This is a genomic window from Exiguobacterium sp. s22 (assembly GCF_018617455.1).
Lineage (GTDB): Bacteria > Bacillota > Bacilli > Exiguobacteriales > Exiguobacteriaceae > Exiguobacterium.
This window is the reverse complement of sequence record NZ_JACSKD010000004.1, coordinates 259,646-285,762: the sequence shown is the minus strand read 5'-3', so window position 1 is coordinate 285,762 and position 26,117 is coordinate 259,646. Positions and strand designations below refer to the sequence as shown.

At 49.9% G+C, this 26,117-nt stretch carries 20 protein-coding genes, 1 other RNA gene, 1 pseudogene and 1 other annotated feature; of the genes and pseudogenes, 5 read left to right on the top strand and 17 right to left on the bottom strand.

Annotated elements, in window-relative coordinates; all coding sequences use genetic code 11:
- Positions 1–2: 2 nt before the first annotated feature.
- Genes KNO94_RS09430 through cymR form a run of 4 tightly spaced genes read right to left on the bottom strand, consistent with a single transcriptional unit; the run spans position 3 to position 3,356 of the window.
- On the bottom strand, positions 3–662 hold the full coding sequence (locus tag KNO94_RS09430; protein WP_214779137.1) for a tetratricopeptide repeat protein: 660 nt from the start codon (positions 660–662) through the stop codon (positions 3–5).
- Positions 663–672: 10 nt separating this feature from the next.
- The gene (mnmA, locus tag KNO94_RS09425; RefSeq protein ID WP_214779135.1) at positions 673–1,794 is read right to left on the bottom strand and encodes a tRNA 2-thiouridine(34) synthase MnmA; all 1,122 of its coding nucleotides are present in this window, start codon (positions 1,792–1,794) and stop codon (positions 673–675) included.
- A complete protein-coding gene (locus KNO94_RS09420) occupies positions 1,795–2,931 on the bottom strand; it encodes a cysteine desulfurase family protein (RefSeq protein WP_214779133.1) in 1,137 nt (378 codons plus the stop codon).
- A 17-nt stretch (positions 2,932–2,948) separates the two neighbouring features.
- Positions 2,949–3,356, bottom strand: coding sequence for a cysteine metabolism transcriptional regulator CymR (gene cymR / locus KNO94_RS09415; RefSeq protein WP_214739762.1), 408 nt, complete (start codon positions 3,354–3,356; stop codon positions 2,949–2,951).
- Positions 3,357–3,416: 60 nt separating this feature from the next.
- On the opposite strand from cymR, the gene KNO94_RS09410 reads away from it, so the two are divergent.
- On the top strand, positions 3,417–4,733 hold the full coding sequence (locus KNO94_RS09410; RefSeq protein ID WP_214779131.1) for a replication-associated recombination protein A: 1,317 nt from the start codon (positions 3,417–3,419) through the stop codon (positions 4,731–4,733).
- A gap of 12 nt (positions 4,734–4,745) precedes the next feature.
- On the opposite strand, the gene KNO94_RS09405 is transcribed toward KNO94_RS09410, so the two are convergent.
- The 3 genes from KNO94_RS09405 to KNO94_RS09395 form a co-directional block, all read right to left on the bottom strand.
- On the bottom strand, positions 4,746–5,513 hold the full coding sequence (locus KNO94_RS09405) for a tRNA threonylcarbamoyladenosine dehydratase (protein ID WP_214779129.1): 768 nt from the start codon (positions 5,511–5,513) through the stop codon (positions 4,746–4,748).
- A 95-nt stretch (positions 5,514–5,608) separates the two neighbouring features.
- Positions 5,609–5,795: non-coding RNA, 6S RNA (gene ssrS, locus KNO94_RS09400), on the bottom strand.
- Between the two features lie 74 nt (positions 5,796–5,869).
- Positions 5,870–7,084 (bottom strand): DASH family cryptochrome, encoded by a 1,215-nt coding sequence (locus tag KNO94_RS09395; RefSeq protein WP_214779127.1) that lies wholly within the window; start codon positions 7,082–7,084, stop codon positions 5,870–5,872.
- Between the two features lie 336 nt (positions 7,085–7,420).
- Here KNO94_RS09395 and KNO94_RS09390 point away from each other — a divergent pair, with 336 nt between their 5' ends.
- The gene (locus KNO94_RS09390) at positions 7,421–8,074 is read left to right on the top strand and encodes a YczE/YyaS/YitT family protein (RefSeq protein ID WP_214779125.1); all 654 of its coding nucleotides are present in this window, start codon (positions 7,421–7,423) and stop codon (positions 8,072–8,074) included.
- A 28-nt stretch (positions 8,075–8,102) separates the two neighbouring features.
- On the opposite strand, the gene KNO94_RS09385 is transcribed toward KNO94_RS09390, so the two are convergent.
- On the bottom strand, positions 8,103–9,143 hold the full coding sequence (locus KNO94_RS09385; RefSeq protein ID WP_214779123.1) for an alcohol dehydrogenase family protein: 1,041 nt from the start codon (positions 9,141–9,143) through the stop codon (positions 8,103–8,105).
- A 101-nt stretch (positions 9,144–9,244) separates the two neighbouring features.
- Positions 9,245–10,957 carry an ABC transporter ATP-binding protein gene (locus tag KNO94_RS09380; RefSeq protein WP_214779121.1) on the bottom strand — a complete coding sequence of 571 codons (1,713 nt, stop codon included), beginning with the start codon at positions 10,955–10,957 and terminating at the stop codon, positions 9,245–9,247.
- A 118-nt stretch (positions 10,958–11,075) separates the two neighbouring features.
- Between KNO94_RS09380 and KNO94_RS09375 the strand changes: the two genes are divergently transcribed.
- Positions 11,076–11,426, top strand: coding sequence for an iron-sulfur cluster biosynthesis family protein (locus KNO94_RS09375; protein WP_214779118.1), 351 nt, complete (start codon positions 11,076–11,078; stop codon positions 11,424–11,426).
- The gene (locus KNO94_RS09370; RefSeq protein ID WP_214779116.1) at positions 11,423–11,614 is read left to right on the top strand and encodes a hypothetical protein; all 192 of its coding nucleotides are present in this window, start codon (positions 11,423–11,425) and stop codon (positions 11,612–11,614) included. Before KNO94_RS09375 ends, KNO94_RS09370 begins: the two co-directional genes overlap by 4 nt.
- Before the next feature lie 113 nt (positions 11,615–11,727).
- On the opposite strand, the gene aspS is transcribed toward KNO94_RS09370, so the two are convergent.
- From aspS to secD, 7 genes and pseudogenes are all read right to left on the bottom strand, one after another.
- Positions 11,728–13,500 (bottom strand): aspartate--tRNA ligase, encoded by a 1,773-nt coding sequence (gene aspS, locus KNO94_RS09365; RefSeq protein WP_214779114.1) that lies wholly within the window; start codon positions 13,498–13,500, stop codon positions 11,728–11,730.
- Positions 13,497–14,777, bottom strand: coding sequence for a histidine--tRNA ligase (gene hisS, locus KNO94_RS09360; protein WP_214794588.1), 1,281 nt, complete (start codon positions 14,775–14,777; stop codon positions 13,497–13,499). The genes aspS and hisS overlap by 4 nt, the downstream gene beginning before the upstream one ends.
- A gap of 42 nt (positions 14,778–14,819) precedes the next feature.
- Positions 14,820–15,054: a binding site (T-box leader), on the bottom strand.
- Positions 15,055–15,092: 38 nt separating this feature from the next.
- Positions 15,093–15,536: a D-aminoacyl-tRNA deacylase gene (dtd, locus tag KNO94_RS09355; RefSeq protein ID WP_214779112.1), complete on the bottom strand. Its 444-nt coding sequence runs from the start codon at positions 15,534–15,536 to the stop codon at positions 15,093–15,095.
- A 16-nt stretch (positions 15,537–15,552) separates the two neighbouring features.
- Positions 15,553–17,742: a RelA/SpoT family protein gene (locus KNO94_RS09350; RefSeq protein WP_214739747.1), complete on the bottom strand. Its 2,190-nt coding sequence runs from the start codon at positions 17,740–17,742 to the stop codon at positions 15,553–15,555.
- Positions 17,743–17,932: 190 nt separating this feature from the next.
- Positions 17,933–18,451, bottom strand: coding sequence for an adenine phosphoribosyltransferase (locus KNO94_RS09345; protein WP_015881175.1), 519 nt, complete (start codon positions 18,449–18,451; stop codon positions 17,933–17,935).
- 1 nt (position 18,452) lies between these two features.
- A complete protein-coding gene (gene recJ / locus KNO94_RS09340) occupies positions 18,453–20,747 on the bottom strand; it encodes a single-stranded-DNA-specific exonuclease RecJ (RefSeq protein WP_214779110.1) in 2,295 nt (764 codons plus the stop codon).
- A gap of 99 nt (positions 20,748–20,846) precedes the next feature.
- A pseudogene (secD, locus tag KNO94_RS15425) lies at positions 20,847–23,064 on the bottom strand (protein translocase subunit SecD).
- A gap of 211 nt (positions 23,065–23,275) precedes the next feature.
- On the opposite strand from secD, the gene zupT reads away from it, so the two are divergent.
- A complete protein-coding gene (gene zupT / locus KNO94_RS09325) occupies positions 23,276–24,136 on the top strand; it encodes a zinc transporter ZupT (RefSeq protein WP_214779108.1) in 861 nt (286 codons plus the stop codon).
- 36 nt (positions 24,137–24,172) lie between these two features.
- Here the strand turns inward: zupT and KNO94_RS09320 are convergent, their stop codons facing one another.
- The gene (locus tag KNO94_RS09320; protein WP_251125902.1) at positions 24,173–25,855 is read right to left on the bottom strand and encodes a methyl-accepting chemotaxis protein; all 1,683 of its coding nucleotides are present in this window, start codon (positions 25,853–25,855) and stop codon (positions 24,173–24,175) included.
- Between the last annotated feature and the right edge of the window lie 262 nt (positions 25,856–26,117).

The following is a 26,117-nucleotide window of genomic DNA, read 5'->3' as shown; positions in this document are numbered from 1 at the left end:
TTTCAGTTTCCAAGTAGTGCATCCATCTTCGCGATGGCGTCACGTGCGAGTTCGTGGTGTGGTTGCATCTCAAGGACGCGTTGTAGCTCGGCATACGTCCGTTCCTGGTCACCCAAGAAAGCATACGCGATCGCCAAGTTGTAACGAGCATCCGTATGACTCGCATCGAGGTCGAGCGTCTCTTCTAACGCGACGACCGCCTCTTCGAGCTGTTCACTTTGTGCGAGGGCAAGTCCGTATTGGAACGTGATTTCCACGTCTTCCGGCGATTGCTTCTTCGCTTCACGTAGGCGTGGCATCGCGCGGACGAAGTCACCCATCGCCTTGTACGTCAAACCGAGCATGAAATGAAGATCGGCATCGTCCATCCCCGAAAGGAGCGCTTGGCGAAGCGATGCCTCTGCCGACTCCAATTGCTCGAGTTCATAGGCAAGAGCACCTTTCGCATAGTGCGCGGCACCAAATGAGCCATCGAGCTCAATCGCTTTGTCATAGAAGATGACGGCACGATCGTAATCGTTGATCGCCTGAAGCAACGTCCCCATATTGACGAAACCAGTCGGGTCTGTCGGGTTCGCTTCAATCGCCTCGTTGAAATGTTTGGCTGCCTGTTCGAATTCACCTTGCTGCATCGCTTGGATGCCTTGTTCGTTTGCGTTCATATCAATCACCTCATCCGATATAGTCGAGTCGTTTGCCGTTGCGGTACGCTTCGTCAATCGTCGCCCCACCGAGGCAGATGTCGCCGTCATAGAAGACGACCGCTTGCCCTGGCGTGATGGCACGTTGTGGCTCATCGAACTTGACGAGGACTTCGCCATTTTCGAGCGGAGCGACCGTGACCGGGACATCTTGTTGACGATAACGGAACTTCGCCGTTGCCCGGAACTCTCCTGCAGGAGCAGCTCCCGTCCATGAAAGTTTCGAAGCGAGGAGCGCATCTGAATAGAGCGCATCGTGATGGAAGCCTTGTCCAACGAACAAGACATTGTTCTCGACATCTTTTCCGACGACGAACCAAGGGTCCCCGTCGCCACCGATGCCGAGACCGTGACGTTGTCCGAGCGTGTAATACATCAACCCGTCATGACGTCCTTTGACGACACCGTCGAGCGTCCGCATTTCACCAGGTTGTGACGGAAGGTATTCCGACAAGAACTCTTTAAAGTTCCGCTCACCGATAAAGCAGATTCCCGTCGAATCTTTTTTCTTCGCTGTCGCGAGTCCTGCTTCTTCAGCAATGACACGTACATCTTTCTTGTCCATATGACCGATCGGGAACATCGTCCGCGCGAGTTGATCTTGCGACAACTGATTCAAGAAATACGTTTGGTCTTTGTTGTCGTCTTTCCCGCGCAACAAGCGGTGTTCGCCATCGACGTATTCCACTTGTGCATAGTGTCCGGTTGCGACAAAGTCGGCACCGAGTCGAAGCGCATGGTCAAGGAACGCCTTGAATTTAATTTCTTTGTTACACATGACGTCCGGGTTCGGTGTACGACCGAGACGATATTCTGCCAAGAAATATTCAAAGACACGGTCCCAATATTCTTTTTCAAAGTTGACCGCATAATAAGGGATCCCGATTTGGTTCGCGACGGCGATGACGTCCTCATAGTCCTCTGTCGCCGTACATACACCGTTTTCGTCCGTGTCGTCCCAGTTTTTCATAAAAATCCCGATGACGTTATACCCTTGTTCTTTCAACACATGGGCCGTCACCGATGAATCGACGCCACCTGACATCCCGACGACGACCGTCGTCTCTTCAGGGGCTTTCGTGCGTAAATTCATCTATCTCACTCCGTTCATAAATGTCGAGACGACTTCTTGAAGTCGCTCCGCGAGCCGTTTCGCGTCCTCGACCGAGTTGCCGTGGCCAAAACTGATTCGAACTGACTGACGTGTCCGCTCAGAATCCCCGTACATCGCCGACAATACGTGGGACGGTTCGACCGACCCTGCCGTGCAGGCACTTCCGCTTGAAATCGCCATGCCCCGCATATCCATCATGATGAGGAAGGGTTCAAGGTCAATTCCAGGAAGGTATAAGTTCACGATGTGAGGTAAACGATTTGATCCATTCACCTCATAAGATACGCCTAGTTCGTCAAGGCGTTGACGTAGTGCGAGATCGAGCGACTCATAGATAGCCACTCGGTCTTCACGCTCTATCATGACGAGTTCAGCTGCTTTTTGGAATCCGACGGCACCCGGAACATTTTCCGTGCCGGCTCGACGTTTACGTTCTTGTTGTCCACCAAAAGAACGTGACGCTAATTTTACACCTGTTTTCATGAAAAGAAAACCGATACCTTTTGGTCCATTCACTTTATGTGCGGACGCCGACAATAAATCGACATGAATCGCCTTCACATCAATTTCTTCTGTACCGAGCGCTTGTACCGCATCGGTATGGAAGAGAGCCTGATGGTCTTGTAACAACTCCCCGATTTCTTGAATCGGCTGGCGTGTCCCGACCTCATTGTTTCCGTACATAATCGATACGAGAATCGTGTCATCTCGTAACGCGACCCGGAACGCTTCTATATCGACCGCTCCTGAGGCATCGACATCAAGATATGTGACGTCGAAACCTTCACGCTCAAGCTGTTCCATCGCATGAAGGACGGCATGGTGTTCGACTTTTGTCGTGATGATGTGTGTGCCCTTTTCTTTGTGGGCATATGCCGCACCGAACAATGCATAGTTATCCGACTCCGTCCCACCTGACGTGAAGACGATCTCGTTCGGTGAAGCACCAATCCATTTGGCGAGGACGCGACGAGACGAATCGAGTGCCGCCCGAGCGTTACGCCCGATTCCGTGGATGCTCGATGCGTTCCCGTATGTTTCTAAAAAGTACGGTGTCATCGCTTCGAGGACTTCCGGTCGCATCGGCGTCGTCGCAGCGTGATCAAAATAGTTCATCTAAGGTCACCTCGTTCTTAAATATAAAACATGTAGCCGTCTGACTCTTCTTCAGCGAGATCCGCAAGTGTCGTTTCGTCAAGGACGGTATCGATGGCATCTTTGATTTTATCCCATAGCTTTCGTTTCACCGCATCATCTGCTTCAGAATCTTCGACGATGGCTAATGGTCCCTCGAGCAACCGAATGATTTCACCCGCCGTCACATCTTCTGCCGGTTTGACGAGCTGATAGCCGCCGTACGCACCGCGTACACTCTTGACGAGTCCCCCATTCCGGAGTGGACCGATCAACTGCTCCAAATAATGCTCCGGCAACTCATGGCGTGCCGCAATCTTCTTTAAGCTGAGCGGCTTATTGTCCGTCTCACGCGCCAATGCAATCATGATCGTTAAGCCATAACGGCCTTTTGTAGATATTTTCATCTTCAAGTCTCCTTCTGTTATACTAATCGAACAAACGTTTGTCGAAAGGAATGGTTACGTATGCCTGATTTGTTTCATCAATCGAATGGCGGACCGCTCGCCAACCGCATGCGCCCCGAAACGTTAGATGACGTCATCGGTCAGCGCCATATCATCGGTGAGGGGAAGCTGCTTCGCCGTGCCATCGAAGCCGACCGACTCGGTACGATTATCCTATACGGTCCACCGGGCACCGGGAAGACGACACTCGCCCGTGTCATTTCGAATTACACGAAAGCGACATTCGTCCAATTGAACGCCGTCACAGCAAAACTCGATGAATTGCGAAACGTCATTCGTGAAGCAGAGTCCCGCTTCGACTATGAAGACGAACGGACGATTCTCTTTTTAGATGAGATTCACCGGTTCAATAAGCTCCAGCAGGATGCGCTCCTCCCGGCCCTTGAGTCCGGCAAGCTCGTCCTCATCGGAGCGACGACCGAAAACCCGAGTTTTGAAGTGAACGCCGCTCTCTTGTCACGGGCGACCGTATTTCGACTTGAGCCACCAGGTGCCGAGGAGTTACGTATCGTCCTTGAGCGGGCGCTACACGACTCACGCGGTCTCGGAAATTATCCCGTCAAGATGGATGAAGCTGCTGCAGACCATTATATCAAAATGGCGGATGGTGACTATCGTGTCCTATTGAACGCACTCGAACTCGCCGTCTTGACAACGCCTGAGGTGGAAGGACAAATTCATATCACACTTGAGGTAGCGGAAGAGTCGATCCAACAGAAATCGATCAAATACGATAAGACGGGTGACCGACATTATGACGTCATCTCGGCGTTCATCAAATCGATTCGTGGGTCGGACCCGGATGCGGCGCTTTACTGGTTAGCCGTCATGATTGAGGCTGGCGAATCGCCACGCTTCATCATGCGTCGTCTTTACGTCCATGCCGCCGAAGATATCGGAATGAGCGATCCGAACGCGCTTCTTATCGTCGATGCGGCGGCTCGTGCGAGCGAATATATCGGTTTCCCAGAAGCCCGCATCCCGATTGCCGAAGCTGTTCTCTATTTGGCGACCGCACCGAAATCGAACGCGGTCATCACCGCGATTGACAAGGCGCTCCATCACGTCCGGACAGTTGAGGGTGGACCTGTACCCGTACACCTGCGTGACGCCCATAGTCCAGGAGCACGTGAACTCGGAAACGGGGTCGGATACAAATATCCACATGACGAAAAAGACGGGTTCGTTCCTCAAAACTACTGGCCAGAGAATTTGGCTAGAAAACGACCAAATTACTATAAACCGACGCCACGTGGATTTGAGCAACAAATTCAAAAGCGGCTCGACTATTGGGAAAAACGACGCGACTCGAAATGAGCCCGCGTCGTTTTATTTTTGGATGCGATTGATTTCTATGCCCGCTTGTTCGAGCAAGTCGTTAATGACATAGCCGGCAGCGACAAGTCCTGCAACCGATGGGACGAACGCGTTCGAACTCGGTGGCATCTTCGCTTTACGGATCGGCGCATCTTTCTTCCCGACGACTTCATTCACGTCTTCGCGTGTCACGATTGGAGACTCATCTGAGAAGACGACCGGGACACCTTTGTAGATTTTTTCTTTACGTAGACGGGTACGGACCATCTTCGCGATCGGGTCATATGACGTATCTTTAATGTCGACGACTTTGATACGCGTCGGGTCCATCTTGTTTGCCATCCCCATACTCGAGATGACCGGGATGCCGCGACGCTTACACTCTACGATTAAATGAATCTTATAAATGATCGTATCTGACGCATCGATGACGTAATCGATCTTTTGCGCGAAGAACTCCTCATATGTTTCTTCTGTATAGAACATTTTTAATTGGACGAGGTCAAGGTCCGGGTTGATGTCGAGGAGACGTTTGCCCATCGCTTCGACTTTCGGTTGACCGACCGTCGACAACAGTGCATGGATCTGACGGTTGACGTTCGTGATGTCGATGTCGTCTTTATCGACGAGGACGATGCGTCCGACACCGCTGCGGGCAAGTGCCTCTGCGGCGAACGATCCGACGCCACCGACTCCTAAAATCGCGACCGTTTTATTCTTTAATGCATCAAGACCTTCTGAACCGATGGCCAATTCATTACGTGAAAACTGGTGTAACATATTTCTTCCTCCAACTAATCCTATTTTCTCATACTATTTTACTCGGAATTATATTCAAAAAAAAGACGTCTCGCGACGTATTTACAAAAAAATCAATGGGGCCCGGAGTGCCGTGACGATGCCCTGCTTTTGAACCTGCGTATGCAGGTGGGTGACCTAGCGTTTCCTTCACAAGTCCTCCTGCACGTGATGAGGCAGTTGATCTGGTTAGCAGTTCGGTCTCCCGTATTCAAAGTGTTGGCTCAAAATAACGAAGGCGGCTCTCGTACACCTCAGGTATCCCATCTGTTGATTTAACTATAGCGCTTCTGTAAAAAGAAGTCAATGAGAAACACCGACTTATCGTGACAGTTTGGTCACAACCATTTGTTGCGAAACTCACGATTTGGGTCGTACGTGAACTGCTGACGTTCGATGTTGAAACGGCGGTCTCGTGAGTCGTTCCCGACACCCGCTTGGTACGCCCAATTCCCCCAATTACTTGCGACATCGTAATCGACCAGTTTCGATTCAAAGTAGGCAGCCCCGTAGCGCCAGTCTTGCTCTAACTCTTTGGCGAAATAATTGGCAACGACTTGTCGTCCCCGATTGGACATCCATCCCGTCGCATTCAGTTCACGCATGAACGCATCGACAAAATCGACACCCGTTTCGCCCTGTCGCCATTTTTCGATGACATCCGGATCGACTCGCCAGTCCTTTCGTTTCGAGCGGATGCCTTGTGACCGAAACAGTTTTTTCCCTTGTACGAACGCGACCCATTGGAAAAATTCACGCCATAGTAGTTCAAAGTAGAGCCAATAAGTCGATTCGTTCACCCCATGTGTACGTTCATGCGCTTCAAGTTCATAAAATATCCGTCGTGGCGATAACGATCCGTTCGCTAAATACGCAGATAGCTTCGTCGAGTCATCGACCCCAAACCCATTTCTCGTCTCCTTATACGTTCGAATCGGCACGGACAAATAGTCATTTAATCGACGCTTCGCTGCCAGTTCGCCACCTTTAAACGGAAATGCTGTCCTTGGATCTTTCTCAACTTCTTGAATCGGAAACGAAAACGTCACCTCGCGCGTGGTAGCCGTCGCCTTTCGGGAAATCAGTTCACGAGGACGGACATCATATTCGACCTTTTTTCGGAACTCTGTGAAGAGAAACGGCATCTTCTCGAACGGGATGTCTTCTTCATCAAACAATGTGAAGCCTTCAAACGTTTTGTACTCCCCATTCCACTTTTTTATCACCTCATCTTCACGCCGGCGCTCATTGTACCCGATGGCCCGTTGAAACAAGAGACGGTCATTCGGATTGAGTGTTTCGAGCGGATGACCGACATGCACGTGAAATGGGATTCCAAGCGCATCCAATGAACCGGCCACATCCTCTAACGATTCTTTCAGGAAATGGAGTCGTTCGTTCCCGAGCGGAATGACACCATAACGATTTTCAACGAACTGATTCGGACTGATGAAAAAATGACCTTCAATCGGGTCGTCATGGCGAAGTGCTTCCTCAAGCGGCAAATGATCGTCGACACGTAAATCGTTTTGGTACCAAATGATTGTCTTCATGAATAGACCTCCTCCACTTCTTAGTATGATGCGTTATGATTCCATTCATGAGGTTGGAATGTGCTCGAGATATGTTTTTAAAATCAAATTGTGTGGAATATATTGTTCTAGAAGAGAAAGGGGTGCAACATAATGGCTAAGAAAGGCAAAATAGGAACATTAATCAAAATCGCGACGGCGGTCGCACCGTTCGTCTACGATTACTATAAAAAGAACAAAGCAAAGAAATCACCGAAGAAATAAATCGAGCGTCTCAGCTTAAATGCTGAGACGTTTTTTTCATGTTTTTCCATCTCCTATGCTAAGATAAATCAATCATTCTTTTGAAACGAGGCGATGTTCGTGCAAGTCCGATCCATCCACTTTTTACGTATTCTCTTCAAATGGGGTCTTTTCATGACCGGGTTGTTCTTACTCGCACTTGGGTCATCCATCATGATCACGGCAGATCTTGGAGTGTCCACGTGGGATGTCCTCCATATTGGGATTGCCCACCATCTCCCGATTTCAATCGGAACGGTCATCTTATGCGTCGGACTTCTACTCGTCCTATTCAAATACATACTCGACCGCGTCCGTCCTCAGTTCGGCACGCTCGTCAACGCGGTGTTTGTCGGGGTATTTATGAACCTGATTTTAAACGAGCAATGGCTCCCTGTTTTTGAAGGGATTATGGTGAATATCGTTTGGCTCACGTTCGGGATATTTGTCATGGGGATGGGAGCCGGACTCTATGTTGCTGTCGGATACGGGGCTGGTCCACGCGACGGATTGACGCTCGCCTTAGCAGACCATTTTAACACGTCTGTCCGTGCCATGCGGACTTGGATGGAGCTGACTGCTTGCCTCATCGGTTGGGCACTCGGTGGACCACTTTTCTTCGGTACCGTCCTGTCGATCTTCCTCATCGGTCCATTCTTCCAGTTCTGGTTAGAACGCTTCCGATTATTCATCGATTACATCGATCGACTCAAAGTAAAATTCGCATGAAAAAGAGAGGGATTGCTTCCCTCTCTTTTTATATGTTCGGAATCAAGACGATCTTTCCGAATTTACCGGATTGTTTGAAATAGGTTTGTGCCTCACGCGCCTCTTCGAGTGGGAACGTCCGATCAATGACCGGTTTTAGTTTCCCTTCAGCGATCGAGCGCAACATCTCTGCGAACTCATGCCGTGTCCCGAGCACAGACCCGTACATGGCGATATGTTTCAAGTAGAGTGTCCGAAAATCGAGATGGGTCGTCTGTCCGCCAGCAGAACCGGAAATACAGAACTTCCCACCCTTCTTCAATACTTGAAGAGACACATCGAACAATGCATCCCCGACGACATCAAGCACCGCATCGACCGGTCCACTGTTCGCGGCGATGATGTCCTCAGCGAGCGTCTCAGAACGATAAGAGAACACTTCGGTCGCCCCGAACGCTTTCAACGCTTGCTCATTTTTCAAATCACCGACGATAGCGAACACCTTCGCACCAAAAACGTTCGCCGCAATTTGAACGTTGAGTGAGCCGACCCCACCGCTCGCCCCCGTGACGACAATCGTCTCACCAGAACGAATGTGTAACTGCTCGTTCATATGCCACGCTGTAAGTCCGCTCACAGAAAAGACCGCACTCTCGACGAAATCATCAAGTGGCATATCAAAACAAAGGTCGGCCGGCCAGGCGACATATTCTGCATACCCTCCGTCATACTCTGATCCAATAAAGGACATATCGTCCGACAAATGTTCTTTCCGCTCAGGTCCGCTCGAAGTGAACGGGAATAAAACGACGTGTCGACCCATCATCCCTTGGTCGACCCCATCCCCGAGCTCGACGACTTCACCTGTGATGTCTGAACCGGGAATGCGTGGGAACTGGACGCCTTCCGGGCGCCACCCTGACTTCTCGCCAGTTCCATACGCCCCTTCTCGCATCCATATTTCCGTATTGTTAATCGCGCAAGCGCGTACCTTGATTAGAACCTCTCCCGCTTTCGGAGTCGGTTTCGGGATATCGACGACTTGGAGTTGATCGACATCCCCATATCCTACAACTTGTACAGCTTTCATGGTGGGTCTTCCTCCTTCTCTTTCGTTCATCCATATGTATTTACCCACGAAATGCTGTTATCACGCCAAAAAGGGCCACCCTCTACCAGGCAGCCCTCGATTTATAGTTGTTGACGTTGTAACAGGTTCGTGAAGACGCCACCTTTTTGGCTAAGTTCTTCATGCGTTCCATCTTCTACGATTCCTTCCGCCGTCACGACGAGAATGCGGTCGGCATTCTTTACTGTCGCTAAACGATGGGCGATGATGAGTGTCGTTCGATTCGCCGCCAGTTCATTCAATGAATCTTGAATGATGGCCTCGGTCTCCGTATCGAGCGCTGAGGTCGCCTCATCCAAAATTAAAATCGGCGGATTTTTCAAGAACATGCGCGCAATGGCAATGCGTTGTTTCTGACCACCCGAGAGCTTCAGTCCACGTTCCCCGATTTGTGTGTCGAGACCGTGCTCGAGTTCCTCGACGAGCGTCCCAAGATGCGCTTTCTCGACCGCATGCATGATATCTGCATCGGTCGCATCGAGCTTCCCGTAAGCAATATTTTCCCGTAGCGTTCCCGCAAACAAGAAGACGTCTTGTTGCACGATTCCGATTTGGCGACGTAAGCTCTCTTTCGTCATATCCCGGATGTCCAACCCGTCAATCGAGATGGCACCCTTCGTGACGTCATAAAAGCGAGGGATGAGTGAACAGATGGTCGTCTTCCCTGCCCCACTCGTTCCGACCAAGGCCACGGTTGTCCCTGCCTCAATCGACAAGTCGATATCCGTCAACACTTGGCGGTAGTCCGAGTAGCCAAACGAGACGTCGTCAAAGACGATATCGCCTTTCAACGTCTCGACTTCAATCGCATTCGCACGGTTCTCGATATCCGGCTCCTCATCGAGCAACTGCGTGAACCGTTTGAACCCGGCCATCCCTTTCGGATACATTTCGAGAAGCGCCGTGATCTTTTCAATCGGCTTGATGAGTAAGTTCATGTACAAGATGAACCCCACGAGCTGTCCGTATGATAACTGCCCCTCGTACGTCAAGTACGCCCCGTAGACGAGGACGAGCAACGTCATGAGACGCGTCGTGATGTAAATGCCCGCGAGCGATGTACTCATGACGCGATACGCCTCAATCTTCGAGCCACGATAGAAGTTGTTGTCTTTTTGGAAACGTCCAATCTCGAACGCCTCGTTCGTAAACGATTGGACGACACGTGCCCCGGACACGCTGTCCTCGACGCGCGCGTTCACTTCCCCGATGTTCGTGTACATCTTTTGCCACGCCTTGTTCATGTTCTTATTCGCATACGTGATCATAATGATCAGGAACGGTACCGCGACAACGGTGACGAGTGCGAGTTCCGGATCAATCGAGAACATGATCCCGAACGCACCGAGTAGTGTCATGATGGCGATAAAGAAATCTTCCGGCCCATGGTGCGCCACTTCCCCGATATCGAACAAGTCGTTCGTGACCCGGCTCATCAAATGGCCGGTCTTATGATTATCAAAGAAGCGGAACGATTGTTTATGGATATGCGTGAACAGCTCTTCCCGCATGTCCGTCTCGATGTTGATGCCGAGCTTATGTCCCCAGTAGTTGACGACATACTGCATCATCATGGCCAATATGTAAAGAATCAACAGGCCGATGCTGACGATGATAATCCAGTTCCATTCCCCACCCGGCAACAAGTCGTCGATGAACCATTGAACGGCGAGCGGAAACCCGAGTTCAAGCAGTCCGACGAGAATTGCGAATGAAAAGTCGAGGATGAATAACTTCTTATGTGGTCGATAATAACTAAAAAAACGTGCAAACATTCTCTTACCCCCTTCTAAACATTAAGTGTACGCTTTTTTCTGAAAGGTGGAAAACAGAATGCATCCCTTTTTCATTCTTTTTTCAATCGGCGTATAATGAAGATAAGGAGTGATACACATGCATGTACACATTACAGAACGCGCGCTCGAACGAATCGAGTCATTGAAAGGCGAACGAAAGGGACAGATGCACCTTTTCTATGAGACGGAAGGTTGCGGCTGTGGGAACAGTGGAATCTTTGAAATTCGATACGTCACAGAGACGACTCCAGAAGACGTCGAAATCGACTCGAATCTTGGGCCCATCTTAATCAAAAGCTGGACGAAAGTGTTTTTAGACGAACAGATGAAAATCGACTTCCTCGAAGACCGTCGTACGCTCGTCTTGAAAAGTGACGGGCAAGTGTTCAATTCGAATCTTCTCGTGACGGACGGCACGGGTTGCCAGTTGAACGTCCCGAGCCGATGAAACAGACGCTGAAACAACATCCGAGACTCCTCATTCTCTTCTTATTGAGTTTCGGTCTTGGACTGTTCGGAATCTATCTGGCATTCATCGATTCAATCTATACGATGTCCGCAGTCATCGCTTCGCTGTTTGCCTTCGGGTTTGCGTTGCAGCGAACAGCAAAGACTATGCAACGTGAAGAGAATTAACGTTAAAAGAAATTACATTTCTTATTTCGACATTTATGACCTAGTAGTGAACCAGAATATAGTTATACACGCAGAAAAAGGAGATTCGCCGCGGCGAATCTCCTTTTGAATACTTATTTCTTCTCTTTTACTGCCGTACGAATCGATAACTCTTCAAGTTGTGCGTCCGCGACCGGGCTCGGTGCTTGCGTGAGCAAGTCGCTTGCCGATGCCGTTTTCGGGAAGGCAATCGTGTCGCGAAGGTTCGAACGACCTGCGAGAATCATGACGAGACGGTCGAGACCGAGTGCGATTCCCGCGTGTGGTGGTGTACCGTATTCGAACGCTTCGAGTAAGAAGCCGAACTGTTCAACTGCTTCTTCTTGTGTGAAGCCGAGCAATTTGAACATGCGCTCTTGAATGTCACGTTCATAAATACGCTGTGAACCGCCACCGAGCTCGTAACCGTTCAAGACAAGGTCATACGCGATGGCGCGAACGCTTGCTGGGTCTGTCTCGAGAAGATGAAGGTCTTCACGATTTGGCATCGTGAACGGGTGGTGGTTCGCATAGAAGCGACCATCTTCTTCTTCAAACGTCACGAGTGGGAAGTCTGTCACCCATAGGAAGTTGAACTTCGACTCGTCGATGAGACCAAGTTCGTGACCGAGTTTGACGCGGAGTGCGCCAAGGCTGTCGGCGACGACAGTTGGTTTTGATGCGACGAGGAGGAGAAGGTCACCTGCTTCTGCATTCGTTGCTTCGATCAACTTCTGTGCGTACGTTTCGTCGAAGAATTTCGCTATTGGACCGTTCAAGCCTTCCGCTGTCACTTTGAGCCATGCGAGACCTTTCGCACCGTAAACCGCTGTGAATTCTTGAAGCTTATCGATGTCTTTACGTGAGAAGTTGTCCGCCTCACCTTTGACGTTGATCGCTTTGACTTGTCCGTTTGATTCGAGTGCGGCGTCAAACACTTTGAATCCGGCACCTTTCACAGCATCAGCCACGTCGATGAGTTCAAGACCGAAACGCGTGTCCGGTTTATCTGAACCGAAACGGCGCATCGCTTCCGCGTGTGTCATGCGCTCGAATTTCGCTGGTGTATCCGTGCGACCGAGCGTCGATTCCATGACTTGTCCCATCATCGATTCCATCATCGCCATCAAGTCTTCGATATCCATGAAGCTCGTCTCGATATCGACTTGCGTGAACTCAGGTTGACGGTCTGCACGAAGGTCTTCGTCACGGAAGCAGCGCGCGATTTGGAAGTAACGGTCAAATCCTGCGACCATGAGCAACTGTTTGAAGAGCTGTGGTGATTGCGGAAGTGCATAGAACTCCCCACCATGGACACGGCTCGGTACGAGATAGTCACGTGCGCCTTCTGGCGTCGACTTCGTCAAAATCGGTGTTTCGACTTCAAGGAACTCTTGCTCCGTCAAGAAGTTACGAATCGTGTTCGACGTTTTCGAGCGGAGACGGAACGTCTCTTGGAGCGCCGGACGACGAAGGTCGAGGTAACGGTATTTGAGACGCAGGTCTTCTGAAACGTTTTCCGCTTCGTCACCGATTGGGATTGGTGTCATCTTCGCAGCGTTTAAGATGTTGATCTCTGAAGCGATGACTTCGATGTTTCCTGTCGGCATGTTCGGGTTCTTGTTCTCACGCTCGAGAACCGTTCCTTTCACGTCGAGGACATACTCGCTACGAATCGTTTCTGCGAGCTTGTGGACTGCTTCATTTTCTGGGCGAACGACGACTTGGACGATCCCAGTGCGGTCACGAAGGTCGATGAAGATGAGACCCCCGAGGTCACGACGTTTTTGTACCCATCCTTTTAATTGTACTTCTTGGCCGATGAGTGACTCTGTCACGAGGCCGTTCATATGTGTGCGTCCGATCATTGTCCTGCTCCTTCCGATAGTTCACGAATTTTGTCTGCGACGGCCGAGAGTGGCACGTCGACTTGTTCACCAGTCGTCATATCTTTCAATGCGGCTGCCCCTCGCTCGACTTCGTCATCCCCTAAGATGACTGTAAACTTGGCTTTCAGGCGGTCCGCCTGCTTGAATTGTCCTTTAAACTTGCGTCCTTGGTAATCACGGTCTGCTTTGAACCCTTCCATACGGAGGAGTTGCAAGAGGCGTGTCGCCGTCAATTCGACTTCTTTCTCGCCTTGCGCGACGATGAAGACATCAAGTCCTGTCTCGAGTTCAGGTAAGACTCCTTCATTCTCCAATGCGAGGATGAGGCGCTCCAACCCGATTCCAAAACCGATTCCTGGCATGTCTGGTCCACCGATATCTTGTACGAGACCGTTATAGCGTCCGCCGCCACAAAGTGTTGTGATGGCTCCGAACCCTTCTGCCTCGGACATGATTTCAAACGCCGTGTGCGTATAGTAATCGAGTCCACGAACGAGTGTCGGATCGACTTCGTAGGCGACGCCGAGTGCGTCGAGTTGTGCGAGCACTTGGTCGAAATAGGCTTTCGACTCTTCGTTCAAATATTCAAGGATCGAAGGCGCGGTCTTCATCGACGGATGATCGCGGTCGACTTTGCAATCCAAGATGCGAAGCGGGTTCTTGTAAAGACGTGACTGGCAATCTTGGCAAAGTTCGCCTGCCACCGGCTCAAAGTGACGGATGAGCGCATCGCGGTGGGCGTTGCGGCTTTCCGCGTCCCCAAGCGAGTTGACGACGACTTTGATTTTCTGAAGCCCAAACGACTTGTAAATCGAGTAGGCGAGGCTGATGACCTCAGCGTCAACGGCCGGGTCGCTACTGCCGATCGCCTCGACACCGTATTGGTGAAGCTGACGGAAGCGGCCTTTTTGTGGGCGCTCGTAGCGGAACATCGGTCCCATATAGTAGAGCTTCGTCGGTTGGTCCGGATTTCCGAACAGTTTGTTCGTCACGAATGCACGAACGACAGATGCCGTCCCTTCTGGGCGAAGCGTGTACTCGTCTTTACCTTTCTTCACGAGTGTGAACATCTCTTTTTGCACGATGTCTGTCGTTTCCCCGACACTGCGTGTGAACAGGTTCGTCGTTTCAAAAATTGGTGTGCGGATCTCTTTATAGTTGTAACGGGCGCTCATGTCGCGAAGTTTTTCTTCGACATATTGCCACGTCTCGACCGTGCCCGGAAGCAGGTCTTGTGTACCGCGTGGTGCTTTCATCATCACATTTCCCTCCTTAAAATACAAAAAGACCCTCGTCCGCAAAGGGACGAGAGCCTGTGTAAGTTTCCCGTGGTACCACCCTCGTTGCAGAGCCATTACTTGAAACTCTGCCACTCGAAATCGGTTAACGCCCGATGAGACGGCTCCCCCTACTCATTTTCAAGGGAGCACCTCCAAAGTGTCGTTCGGGTCATCATCCAGTCGATGCTTTCAGCCAAGGCATCGCTCTCTTTGCTGGTGGGTTGACCGTACTCTTCTTTATCATAGGTGTTTGACTATATGCTTCATGATGCCGAATCAAGCCGGCATCTGTCAAGCGTTTTTTTCGAGCATGAGTGTGACCGGTCCGTCATTGACGAGTGCGACGTCCATCATCGCACCGAAGCGTCCCGTCTCGACGACGAGTCCATTCGACCGCAGCCGCTCGTTGAACTTCTCATAGAGCGTTTCAGCGATATCCGGTTTGGCGGCCTTTGTGAAAGCAGGTCGCCGTCCTTTCATCGTGTCTCCATAGAGCGTGAACTGAGAAACAGACAAAATTTGTCCAGACACATCTTGAATCGATAAGTTCATCTTTTCTTGATCGTCCTCGAAGACGCGAAGCCCGGTCACCTTGTCGGCGAGCCAGTTCACTTCCTCTTCTGTATCTTCATGTGTCACACCAACGAGAAGCAAGTATCCGGCGTTGATTGCCCCGATGACTTCTTCCTCGACTGTGACCGATGCTTCTTTCACTCGTTGCAATAATACACGCACGTTCCTCTTCCTTTCGTCACGTCATCATGACTCGGCTGACCGAATACACGTCTGAGATTTGTTTGATGCGCTCGACGACTTTCTGCAAGTGATTCACGTTCGGAATCGAGATCGTCATCGAGATGCGCGCCTGTTTGTTTTGGTCGCCCCGACCGCTGACGGCCACGATATTCGTATTCGTCGCAGATACCGCCTGAAGGACGTCGTTCAAGAGACCTGAACGATCATATCCCGTAATCTCGATATCGACGTTATAGTTCTTCTCTTTCGCCTGTCCGACTTCCCATTCGACGTCAAGAAGACGCTCCGGGTGTTGCTCATTGACGATGTTCAAGCAGTCTTTCCGGTGAATCGAGACGCCACGTCCACGGGTGATATACCCGACGATTTCGTCTCCAGGGACCGGGTTACAGCAACGGCTCATGCGAACGAGCATGTTGTCGATTCCTTTGACCGTCACACCCGCTTCCGTCGTTTTCTTCTTCGGTGCCTGACTGACTTTTAATTCACTGATCGCTTCAGAGAGTTCGAGTTTCGGTTCTTTCCGCTGCTTCTCCGTCAATTTATGTGCGACTTGAGCGGCTGTGATGCCTTGGTAACCGACAGCGGCATACATCTCTTCCTCGTTCCCGAAGTTGAACTTCTCGACGACGATACTGAGTGCCGGCTCATCGATAATCTCTTTCGGTTCAAAACCAAGTTTCTTGATTTCTGCCTCGACGAGATCTTTTCCTTTTTCGACGTTCTCTTCACGCTGTTGACGTTTGAACCATTGACGAATTTTATTTTTTGCCTGACTCGAAACAGCGAGTTTCAACCAGTCCTTGCTCGGACCATAACTGTGCTTCGATGTGATGATCTCAATGATGTCACCCGTCTCGAGTTTGTAGTCGAGCGGCACCATTCGACCGTTCACTTTTGCCCCCGTCATCCGATGGCCGATCTCCGTATGGATCCGGTACGCGTAATCGATCGGGACAGAGCCTTTCGGCAATTCGAATACGTCCCCTTTTGGTGTGAACACATACAACATGTCGCTAAAGAAATCGACTTTAAGCGACTCCATGAATTCCTCGGCATCGGTCGTATCTTTTTGAAGTTCAAGGATCTCACGAAGATGAGCGATTTTCTCGTCAAACCCATTCGTCGAGACGTTCTTCCCTTCTTTATACGCCCAGTGTGCCGCGATCCCGAATTCGGCGATGAAATGCATGTCTTTCGTTCGAATCTGGACTTCGAGCGGTTCACCTTTCGGACCGATCACGGTCGTATGGAGCGACTGGTACATGTTCGGTTTCGGCATGGCGATATAATCTTTGAAGCGTCCTGGCATCGGCTTGTATTGCGTGTGGATGATGCCAAGCACCGCATAACAATCACGAATCGAGTCGACGATAATGCGGACCGCCATCAAATCGTAAATTTCATTGAATTCTTTTTTATGCTTCACCATCTTGTTGTAGATGGAATAGATATGTTTCGGTCGGCCGTTCACATCGGCATCGATATGCACATCTTCGAGCACTTCGTTCACTTCCGTGATGACAGAGGTAACGAGTGCTTCCCGTTCCGTTCGTTTCTGTTTCATCATCGAGACGATTTTGTAGTATTGCTGCGGGTTGATATAACGTAATGAAATATCTTCAAGCTCCCACTTAATCGTCGAAATCCCCATCCGGTGTGCGAGTGGGGCGAAGATTTCAAGCGTCTCTTCTGCCTTTTGGACTTGCTTCTCTTTCGGCATATGCTGAAGGGTCCGCATGTTATGGAGGCGGTCAGCGAGTTTAATCAAGATGACGCGCACATCTTCCGCCATGGCGATAATCATCTTCCGATGATTCTCGGCGAGTTCTTCTTTTTTCGATTTATATTTGATCTTACCAAGTTTCGTGACCCCATCGACGAGCATGGCCACTTCCGGACCGAAGTCTTCCGTCAATTGCTGTAACGAAATATCCGTATCTTCGACAACGTCATGTAAGAGCGCTCCGATAATCGTCGTGGCATCTAAGCCGATATCAACGAGAATGCCGGCCACTTGGACCGGATGGAGGATATAGGGCTCGCCCGAACGTCGGAACTGACCGGTATGATGAAGTTTTGCGTATTCGTAAGCGCGTTTCACTTCGGCAATATCGTCGTCACCCATATACTCCCCGAGCGCGTCGAGAAGATCCTCAATACTTACGATTTGTTTTTTGGTCATAACATTCGACACCCTTTTTCTTACCGCTCCAATCGACTCAGATTCGTCGCAGCATGGTAGTAGTTTATGTTCAAGATTCTCTAATTTTTATAACCATTATCGAAAAAATCTGACGACCTGTCAAAGGTTGTCGGTTATTTTCCTTAAAAACTATTCAAAAACGGGAAGCATGTCGCTTCCCGTTCGAAAATCAGTCTTCGTATCGGATGAGTGAGAACACGTCATATCCTTCGAGACGTTCACGTCCGCCGAGTCCGTCGAGTTCGATCAAGAACCCGATTCCTGCCACAACTCCGCCGAGTTGCTCAATCATTTTGATGGTCGCTTCAATCGTACCACCTGTCGCGAGCAAATCATCTAAGATGACGACTTGTTGGCCAGGTTGGATTGAATCTTTGTGCATCGTTAAGATGTCCGTTCCGTACTCGAGACCGTATGATACACGAACTGTCTCACGTGGTAACTTTCCTTCTTTACGTACAGGCACAAATCCGAGTTCGAGTGCGTACGCTGCCGGACAACCGACGACGAATCCGCGCGCTTCCGGTCCAGCGATTAACTCTGCTCCACGCTCACGTGCGTAAGCGACGAGCTCATCTACCGACTTCTTGTAGACTTCGCCATTTTGCATAAGTGACGTGATGTCCTTGAAGCTAATGCCTTCCTTCGGATAATCTGCTACTTCTTTAATATGCTGTTTGAAATCCATTTTATGTGTATGCCTCCTGCATCTTGTTCGATCGCAACGATTGTAACCGCTCTTTGAGCTCCGCCAATGACGCGTATACGAAACGCTCTTCGAGTTGTTGGCGCCCAATCCGGCGTTGATAGCACGGCGCTTCGGTCAAATCGCGTTTCGGTGCTTCTGGATTGACTCCAGGCAGTCCGTCTTCCATTGTAACAAGAAATTCGAGTTCAGAGAATACTTGATGCATAAATTGAATCGTATTTTTTGACCATTTTCGCTCTTTCGATAGACGAATCAAGTTCTCACGTAGATTTTTCCGTTCGCATGTCGCCATATGAACATAATACGTTCGGAAATCCTCACGCGACGGGAGACGTTCAAAGAACGAGTCTCCTTGTCCGAAAGCGCAATAAATCCGCTCGATTCCTTCATGAAGTTTTTCCGCAAGCACTTCTTCATCGTCAGGCAAATCGAGCAGGACGACAAATCGGTTGAGCGGTTCATCCCCTTCATGTAGCGGGAACTCCTCATCTGTCCCTTGGAACGATAAGAACGATGTCTGTTCTTTCGGCAAATCTTTCAGCTCTTGTAGCGACTTTTTCTTTCCTCGGTAGTCAAATACTTGGAAATCATCGACGCGTAAATCTTGAATCATAAGCTGGGGCTTACGCATCCCGTTCCATTCATTCACTTGAAGACTCCCCATCACTGAGATGTGGGCCATCTGTGAGATTTCTGAGACGACATGTCCGAACCCGAACCCGATGCCGTCGAGCTCACGCTTGTCTCCGGCGAGCTGTACTTTCAAGTGTGTCGCATCCCGTCCGATTTGACGAATGTCACGCAGTTTCGCATCAGCGACGACGACACGTGGAGACGGGTTGCCCATCCCGAACGGTGCCAATTTCGCGATTTCAGAAATCAGATCGAGTGAAACGTCATTGACCGAGAGTTTTAAGTCGACGTTGACCCGCGGCACGAATACGTCATCTGGAATCACTTCCGCTTGGCGATTCAGTCGTTCACGCAGTTCGGCGACATTCTCGGACTGGAGCGTCATCCCGGCAGCGGCCGGATGCCCCCCGAAGTGCGGCAAGATGTCTTCATTTTTTGAGAGTTCTTTAAATAAGTCAAACCCATCAATCGAGCGACCCGACCCCTTCGCCTTACCCGTCTCGGGGTCGTGGCAAAGGAGGATGACTGGACGATAGTACGCCTCGACGAGACGAGATGCGACAATCCCGACGACGCCAGGATTCCACTTCTCACTCGCCACGACGAGTACACGGTCCTCGGTCATCGACGCTTCAACGAGTTCTTTCGCTTCAGCAGCGATCGTCTTGACGATGTCTTGTCGTTCCTTATTTTGCTTATCGAGCTGTTTCGCGAGCTCGAGCGCTTCCTCGACATGTTCAGCCAGGAGCATTTGTAATGCCGGCATCGCTGAATCGAGTCGACCTGCGGCATTGATGCGTGGACCGAACGCGAAACCGACCGACTCTTCGTTCAACACGCTGTCACTAAGACCACATACTTCACGTAATGCTAGAATACCTGGACGTTTTGAAGCTTCGAGCGCTGCGATCCCTTTCTTCGCGAGCAACCGGTTTTCGCCGTCTAACGGGACGAGGTCAGCGATTGTTCCGAGTACTGCCAAATCAAGGAGTTCTTCTGGCATTCTTCCTAAAACGGCGTGTGCCACTTTGAGGGCGACCCCCGCACCGGCGAGTTTATCGTATGGATATCTCGGGTCGATGTGCGGGTGAATGATCGCATACGCGTCCGGCAATGTCTCTTTCGGCTCGTGGTGGTCGGTGATGATCAAATCGACACCGAGGTCTTTTAAGAGTGTCGCTTCTTCAATCCCTGAAATCCCACAGTCCACTGTGATGACCAAGGTGAACCCTTCGTTCGCCGCCCATTGGAACGCTTCCTTGTTCGGTCCATATCCTTCCGTGAAGCGGTTCGGGATATAACACTCGGCCATGACACCGATTTCGGTTAACGCATGCCACATGACGGATGAGGCACTGACCCCATCGACATCGTAGTCGCCATAGATGAGCACCATCTCACCCTCGTCTGCCGCCTGCTTGATGCGGGATACGACTGTTTCCATCTGTTCAAACAAATACGGGTCATGAAAGACGAGTTCTTCCTCGGCATATAAAAATGCCTTGGCCGCTTCTACATCTTGATGTCCACGCTGTACGAGCAACGTCGCGAGTTGTGCTGATATATTTAATTCGTTTTGTAAACGTGTGACGTCGTCCGGATTTGTTTCCGGATAGAGCCACTGTTTCTTCGAATGGTACATGTCCTTCACTCCAATCAATTGTAGATTATAGCAGACCGCGTGAAAGATGTGCCGTCTTGACATTTGAAAAGGTCTCCCGTTTGAAGGGAGACCCACTCGTTACGCCTCTGTGACGGGCGTATCTTTTTTCTTGTTGATGGTCGTGCGTTTGATGAGGAGCCACAAGTACGATGCGATGAAGATCGAAGAGTACATCCCCATAAAGAGTCCCACGATGAGTGCAATCGAGAAGCTACGAATCGATTCGGCACCGAAGACGTACAAGGCGATGGCTGTCACGAGTACCGTGATGACGGTGTTGACCGACCGCACAATCGTCTCTTGAATCGATTTGTTGATAATCGACTCGTAGACGTCCATCGACTTGATTTTCCGTTCCTTTTCATACGACGTGATGTTCTCGCGGACCCGGTCGAACGTTACGATCGTATCGTTGACTGAGTAACCGATGATGGTCAAGACCGCGGCGATGAAGTACAAGTTGACCTCTATCCCAAAGAGCGAGAACGCGACAATCATGAAGAAGGCATCGTGGAGCATGGCAACCACGGTCGCGACCGCATAGGAGAATTGGAAACGGACCGTGATGTAGAGAATGATCCCGATTGAGGCGACGGCTACCGCATACAAAGCATTTTTCGCCAAGTCACGACCAACTTGAGCCGAGACGGTGCTGATATTCGGGTCGTTCCCGAACTGTTCGGTGAACGCCGTCTTGACGTTCGCAACTTCTTCTTGCCCTAGTTGACCGACGAACGTCACGTATGCTAAGCGACCTTCATCTGCATATTGGACGTTCGAGATTTCTTGATCGACCCCAGCGTCATTGAACGCTTTCGTGAACTCTTCTTGAGAGACACGTTCTTCGGTTTGAACCTCTACGCGTGTACCTGAAGCGAAGTCGATCCCGAGGTTCAATCCTCGGAAGAACAAGAGACCGATTCCGAGAACGACGATGGCCGTTGAAATCAAGAACATCGTACGCATATGTTTGACGTAATTCCATTCAGTAAGCTTAAAGTTCACGGATTTCACTCTCCTTCACACCAAACCATCCTTTACGTTTGTCGAACAGGCGACTTGAAACGAGGAGGTGCATCAAATAACGTGAGATGAATACGTTCGAAATGAACGTCATCCCGATTGAGATCATGAGCATGATGGCGAACCCTTTGACTGAGCTTTGTCCAAAATAGAACAAGACTGCAGCTGAAATGAGCGTCGTCAAGTTGGCATCAATGATCGTACTGAGCGAGCGACGGTTACCGGCACGGAACGCGGATAATACCGACTTTCCAGATCGTAACTCGTCCTTGATCCGTTCAGCGGTAATGATGTTCGCATCGACCGCCATACCGACCCCGAGAACAAGTGCCGCGATTCCCGGTAGCGTCAAGACCGCATTGATTCCATTGAAGAACAACATGATCAAGTTGATGTACAGAATGAGCGTGATGATCGATACGAGTCCTGGTAAACGGTAGAAGAACAACATAAAGAGGAATACAGCGATAATCCCAATTGTTGCGGCAAATACCGTTTCTTCAAGTGCATCTTGACCGAACTGAGCCGATACCGACGTCGAGTAAATCTCATCGAGTTTAACCGGGAGCGCCCCTGCGTTTAGGATATCCGCGAGACGTTGCCCGCTCTCCGCGTCGATTCCACCACCAGAAATGATCGCTTTATCAGATAAAATCGGTCCATTTACAGAAGCATCTGACACGATTTTCGAGTTTTCTTTTTGAATCTCTTCTTCGTAAGTGTCACCTTCTTCGTAATCGAGCCAGATGACGAGACGATTTTCAGGAGCTGGACGCTGTGAAATTTCAGACGTCACTTCCCCGAACTGATCGGCTGATTGAAGCGTCAACTCTACGACAGGTTGTCCTTGTTGGTTGTAACTGAGAGACGCGCCACGAGGAGCTAAGTCTTTCCCATCGAGCAGGACGTTGTCATTCACGTCACGGAACGTCAATTGTGCCGTAGACGAAATGACTTCGCGCGCTTCGTTTTGGTTCGACACGCCTGCAAGTTGCACGCGAATGCGATTGTTTTCTTCGATTCGAACGTCCGGTTCGGATACCCCAAGGACGTTGATTCGGTTGTTGATGGCGCGAACGGTTGCATTCATCGCCGACTCGTCGATGACGTCGCCGTCTTCGAGCGGTTGTACTTCATACAAAACTTCGAATCCACCTTTTAAGTCGAGTCCGAGGTTCGTGTTCTTGACGACCCAAGGTGTCGTGAACACAGCGAGCAGGATTGTCGCAATCATGATAATCGCGAAAATCGCAATATTGCCTTTTTTGTACATACGACTATTTCCTTTCTAAACCACTGTTCTTTATAAAAACTTCTCTCGTTAACATTACAAATTTTCTAAACATTTATCAATCATTTTCCTAAAATTGTAACGACCTTCACGGATTGTTCGACTGAGTTTGCATATAAGACTAAATGTTGCGCATGGGCAAAACTTCATGTATGATGTAGCTAACATCAAAACATCAAAGGAGTCTTTCCATATGGACAGCACAGTTATTTATGCCTTTCTCCTTACTCTATTCGCCGGTCTAGCTACCGGGATCGGGAGTATGATCGCATTCTTTGCGAAACGGACGAACACGGCATTCCTCTCCATCTCGCTAGGATTTTCCGGAGGCGTCATGATTTACGTGTCGTTCATCGAGATTTTTCCAAAGGCACTCACCGAACTCGTGGGTGCGCATGGGGAATATACGGGAACGATTTATACCGTCCTCGCTTTCTTCGGGGGAATGTTCTTGATCGGCTTGATTGATAAGTTCATCCCGAAAATGGAGAATCCACATGAGGTCAAGTTCGTTGAATCGATGCAAAACGATCCGACCACAAAAGAATTGGCGACGGCCTCCACGCATGAGACGACAACGATCAGTCATCCCGAGACACAAAACCGTTTAAAGAAAATGGGGATCTTCATGGCACTCGCCATTGGAATTCACAACTTTCCAGAAGGACTCGCCACCTTCATCTCGGCATTAGATGATCCGACTGTAGGTTTAGCGATTGCCATCGCCATCGCCCTTCACAATATTCCGGAAGGGATTGCCGTCTCCGTGCCGATTTATTATGCGACCGGTTCACGCAAAAAAGCATTCAAGCTCTCCTTGTTATCAGGTCTTGCTGAGCCTGCAGGTGCCGCTATCGGATTCTTACTCCTTATGCAGTTCTTAAGTGACACCGTCTTCGGACTTTTGTTTGCGGCAGTCGGAGGCATCATGGTCTTCATCTCGCTTGACGAGTTGCTCCCTGCTGCCCGAGAGTATGGTCGCGCCCATCATTCGATGTATGGGATGGTCGCCGGTATGATCGTCATGGCGACAAGTTTGATTTTATTAATGTAACGGGCAATGCCCTGACGCCTCGCGTCAGGGCATTTGTTATGTCGTCTTAAACACATGGACGACATCTTTTAATTCAGACGACATGTGACTCATCGTTTCAGCAATCCCATTGATTTCTTGAATGGCCGCAAGCTGTTCTTCAACGTTCGCTCCCGCCTCTTCGACGCTACGTTGTGTCGAGACCGCATTCGTCGACATGTCTTCGACCGATACGGCAACTTCTGTCGTGTTGGCACTGACTTCTTCTGTCGCTGCCGCAATCTCACTCATCTGACGCGACGTCTCTTCAATGACCGATACGATCTCTCGGAACGCCTCGGCCACTTCTCCCATTTGCGATACCCCATTTTCCACATGGACGCTCGACTCTTCAAACGCTGACTCGACTTGCTTCGTATCACGCTGAATGTCACGTACGACGGTTTGGATTTGAATGGCCGACTGTTTGGACTCCTCGGCAAGTTTTCTCACTTCTGCCGCGACGACCGCAAACCCTTTTCCGTGCTCACCCGCACGCGCTGCTTCAATCGCCGCGTTTAAGGCAAGCAAGTTCGTCTGTTCCGTGATGGCCGTGATCGAACGCGTGATTTTTTCAATCTCTAGTGATTGATTCGAGAGACGTGTCACCATTTGTTCTGTAAGTTCATTGGCACGACGAATTTCTTGCATGCGCTCCTCAGCCAATTGAATCGTTTCGAGTCCGCCGTTTGCCGCTTCAAGCGTGTGAATCGTCTGTTCATTCACACCTTGTGACGCTGCGGCGATTTGGTTCAATCCGACCACCGCTTGATTGACCCCAATTGTTCCTTCTTCCGCACGTTTCGACGATCCTTGTGCCGCCACGTTCATCTCTTCAAATAGACGGGATACCCCTTGGGTCGTCGTCGCCACATGATCTGTACTCGCATAAAGTTCTTCCGAATACGCCGTCACTTTGTCCGACGCCTCTCCAACCCGACGAATCAAGCCGACCAGATTGCGTTTCATCTCGTTAAATGCCATGACAAGGTCTCCGAGCTCGTCGTTTGAGGCGACCTCGATATCTTCGCCGGTCAAATCCCCTTCCGCCATAATGCGAGCTTGACGACCAAGACGATTAATTGGTTTCAAGAACAGGCGCTGCAAGGCAAGTAACGAAAGAATCCCAATCACGACACCACCAACGCTGATGATGAGCATCCAAAGGATTGAACTCTCCGCGTCTGCTTGCACCGCTTTCGTTTCGGAAGCAAGGAGCTCCCCTTTATATTCGACAAGGTCCGTCACGGTCATGCGCACGCGGTCCGTCGTCGGTGTCACACTCGTGTTGAGCACAGTCTTATATCCGATTTCATCTTGCTGCTGTCGAAGTTCGATGGCACGATTCATCTCACGGTCTAATAGCTCGTTGAATTTCTCCAAGTCGCCTAACCAAGATAAGATTTTATCGTCCGTTGACGAAGCTTTCAATTCCCCCATTAACTCGTCACGTTGTTCCTGTGTACTCTGTAAACTGATCAATGTCTTCGGATTAGCGACGAGCATATAATAGTTCAAATAACGTTCGGCATCTGTCACTGCAAGAGACAAGTTTTCTGCAAGAAGCATCTCCTGCATCCCATCACTAATAACTCGGTCATAAGCGGCAGTCGATTGTCTTAGTTGATAAGAGCCGAGTGCCCCAACCATAACAAGGGCAACGATCGTTGGAATCAGAGCAATCGACATACGTCGTCTCAAGGAAGATCGTCCTTTTTTCCTCTTCCCAGATCGTTTCCGTGTCCATCCTTTCCAATTTTTGAATGGGTTTAATCGTTTCACGTCCATTTTATTCGTTCTCCTTCATCTCGGATTTCATCTCACTTTGACATTAATGCAAACGTTTTCACGATTCAAATCGTTTTTTCGAAATAAGGGGGATGAATCATCAAATTGACATACTTTGTCAAAAATCAGACGTTTTTCATAAAAAAAAGCATCTGACCGTTTTGGTCAGATGCTT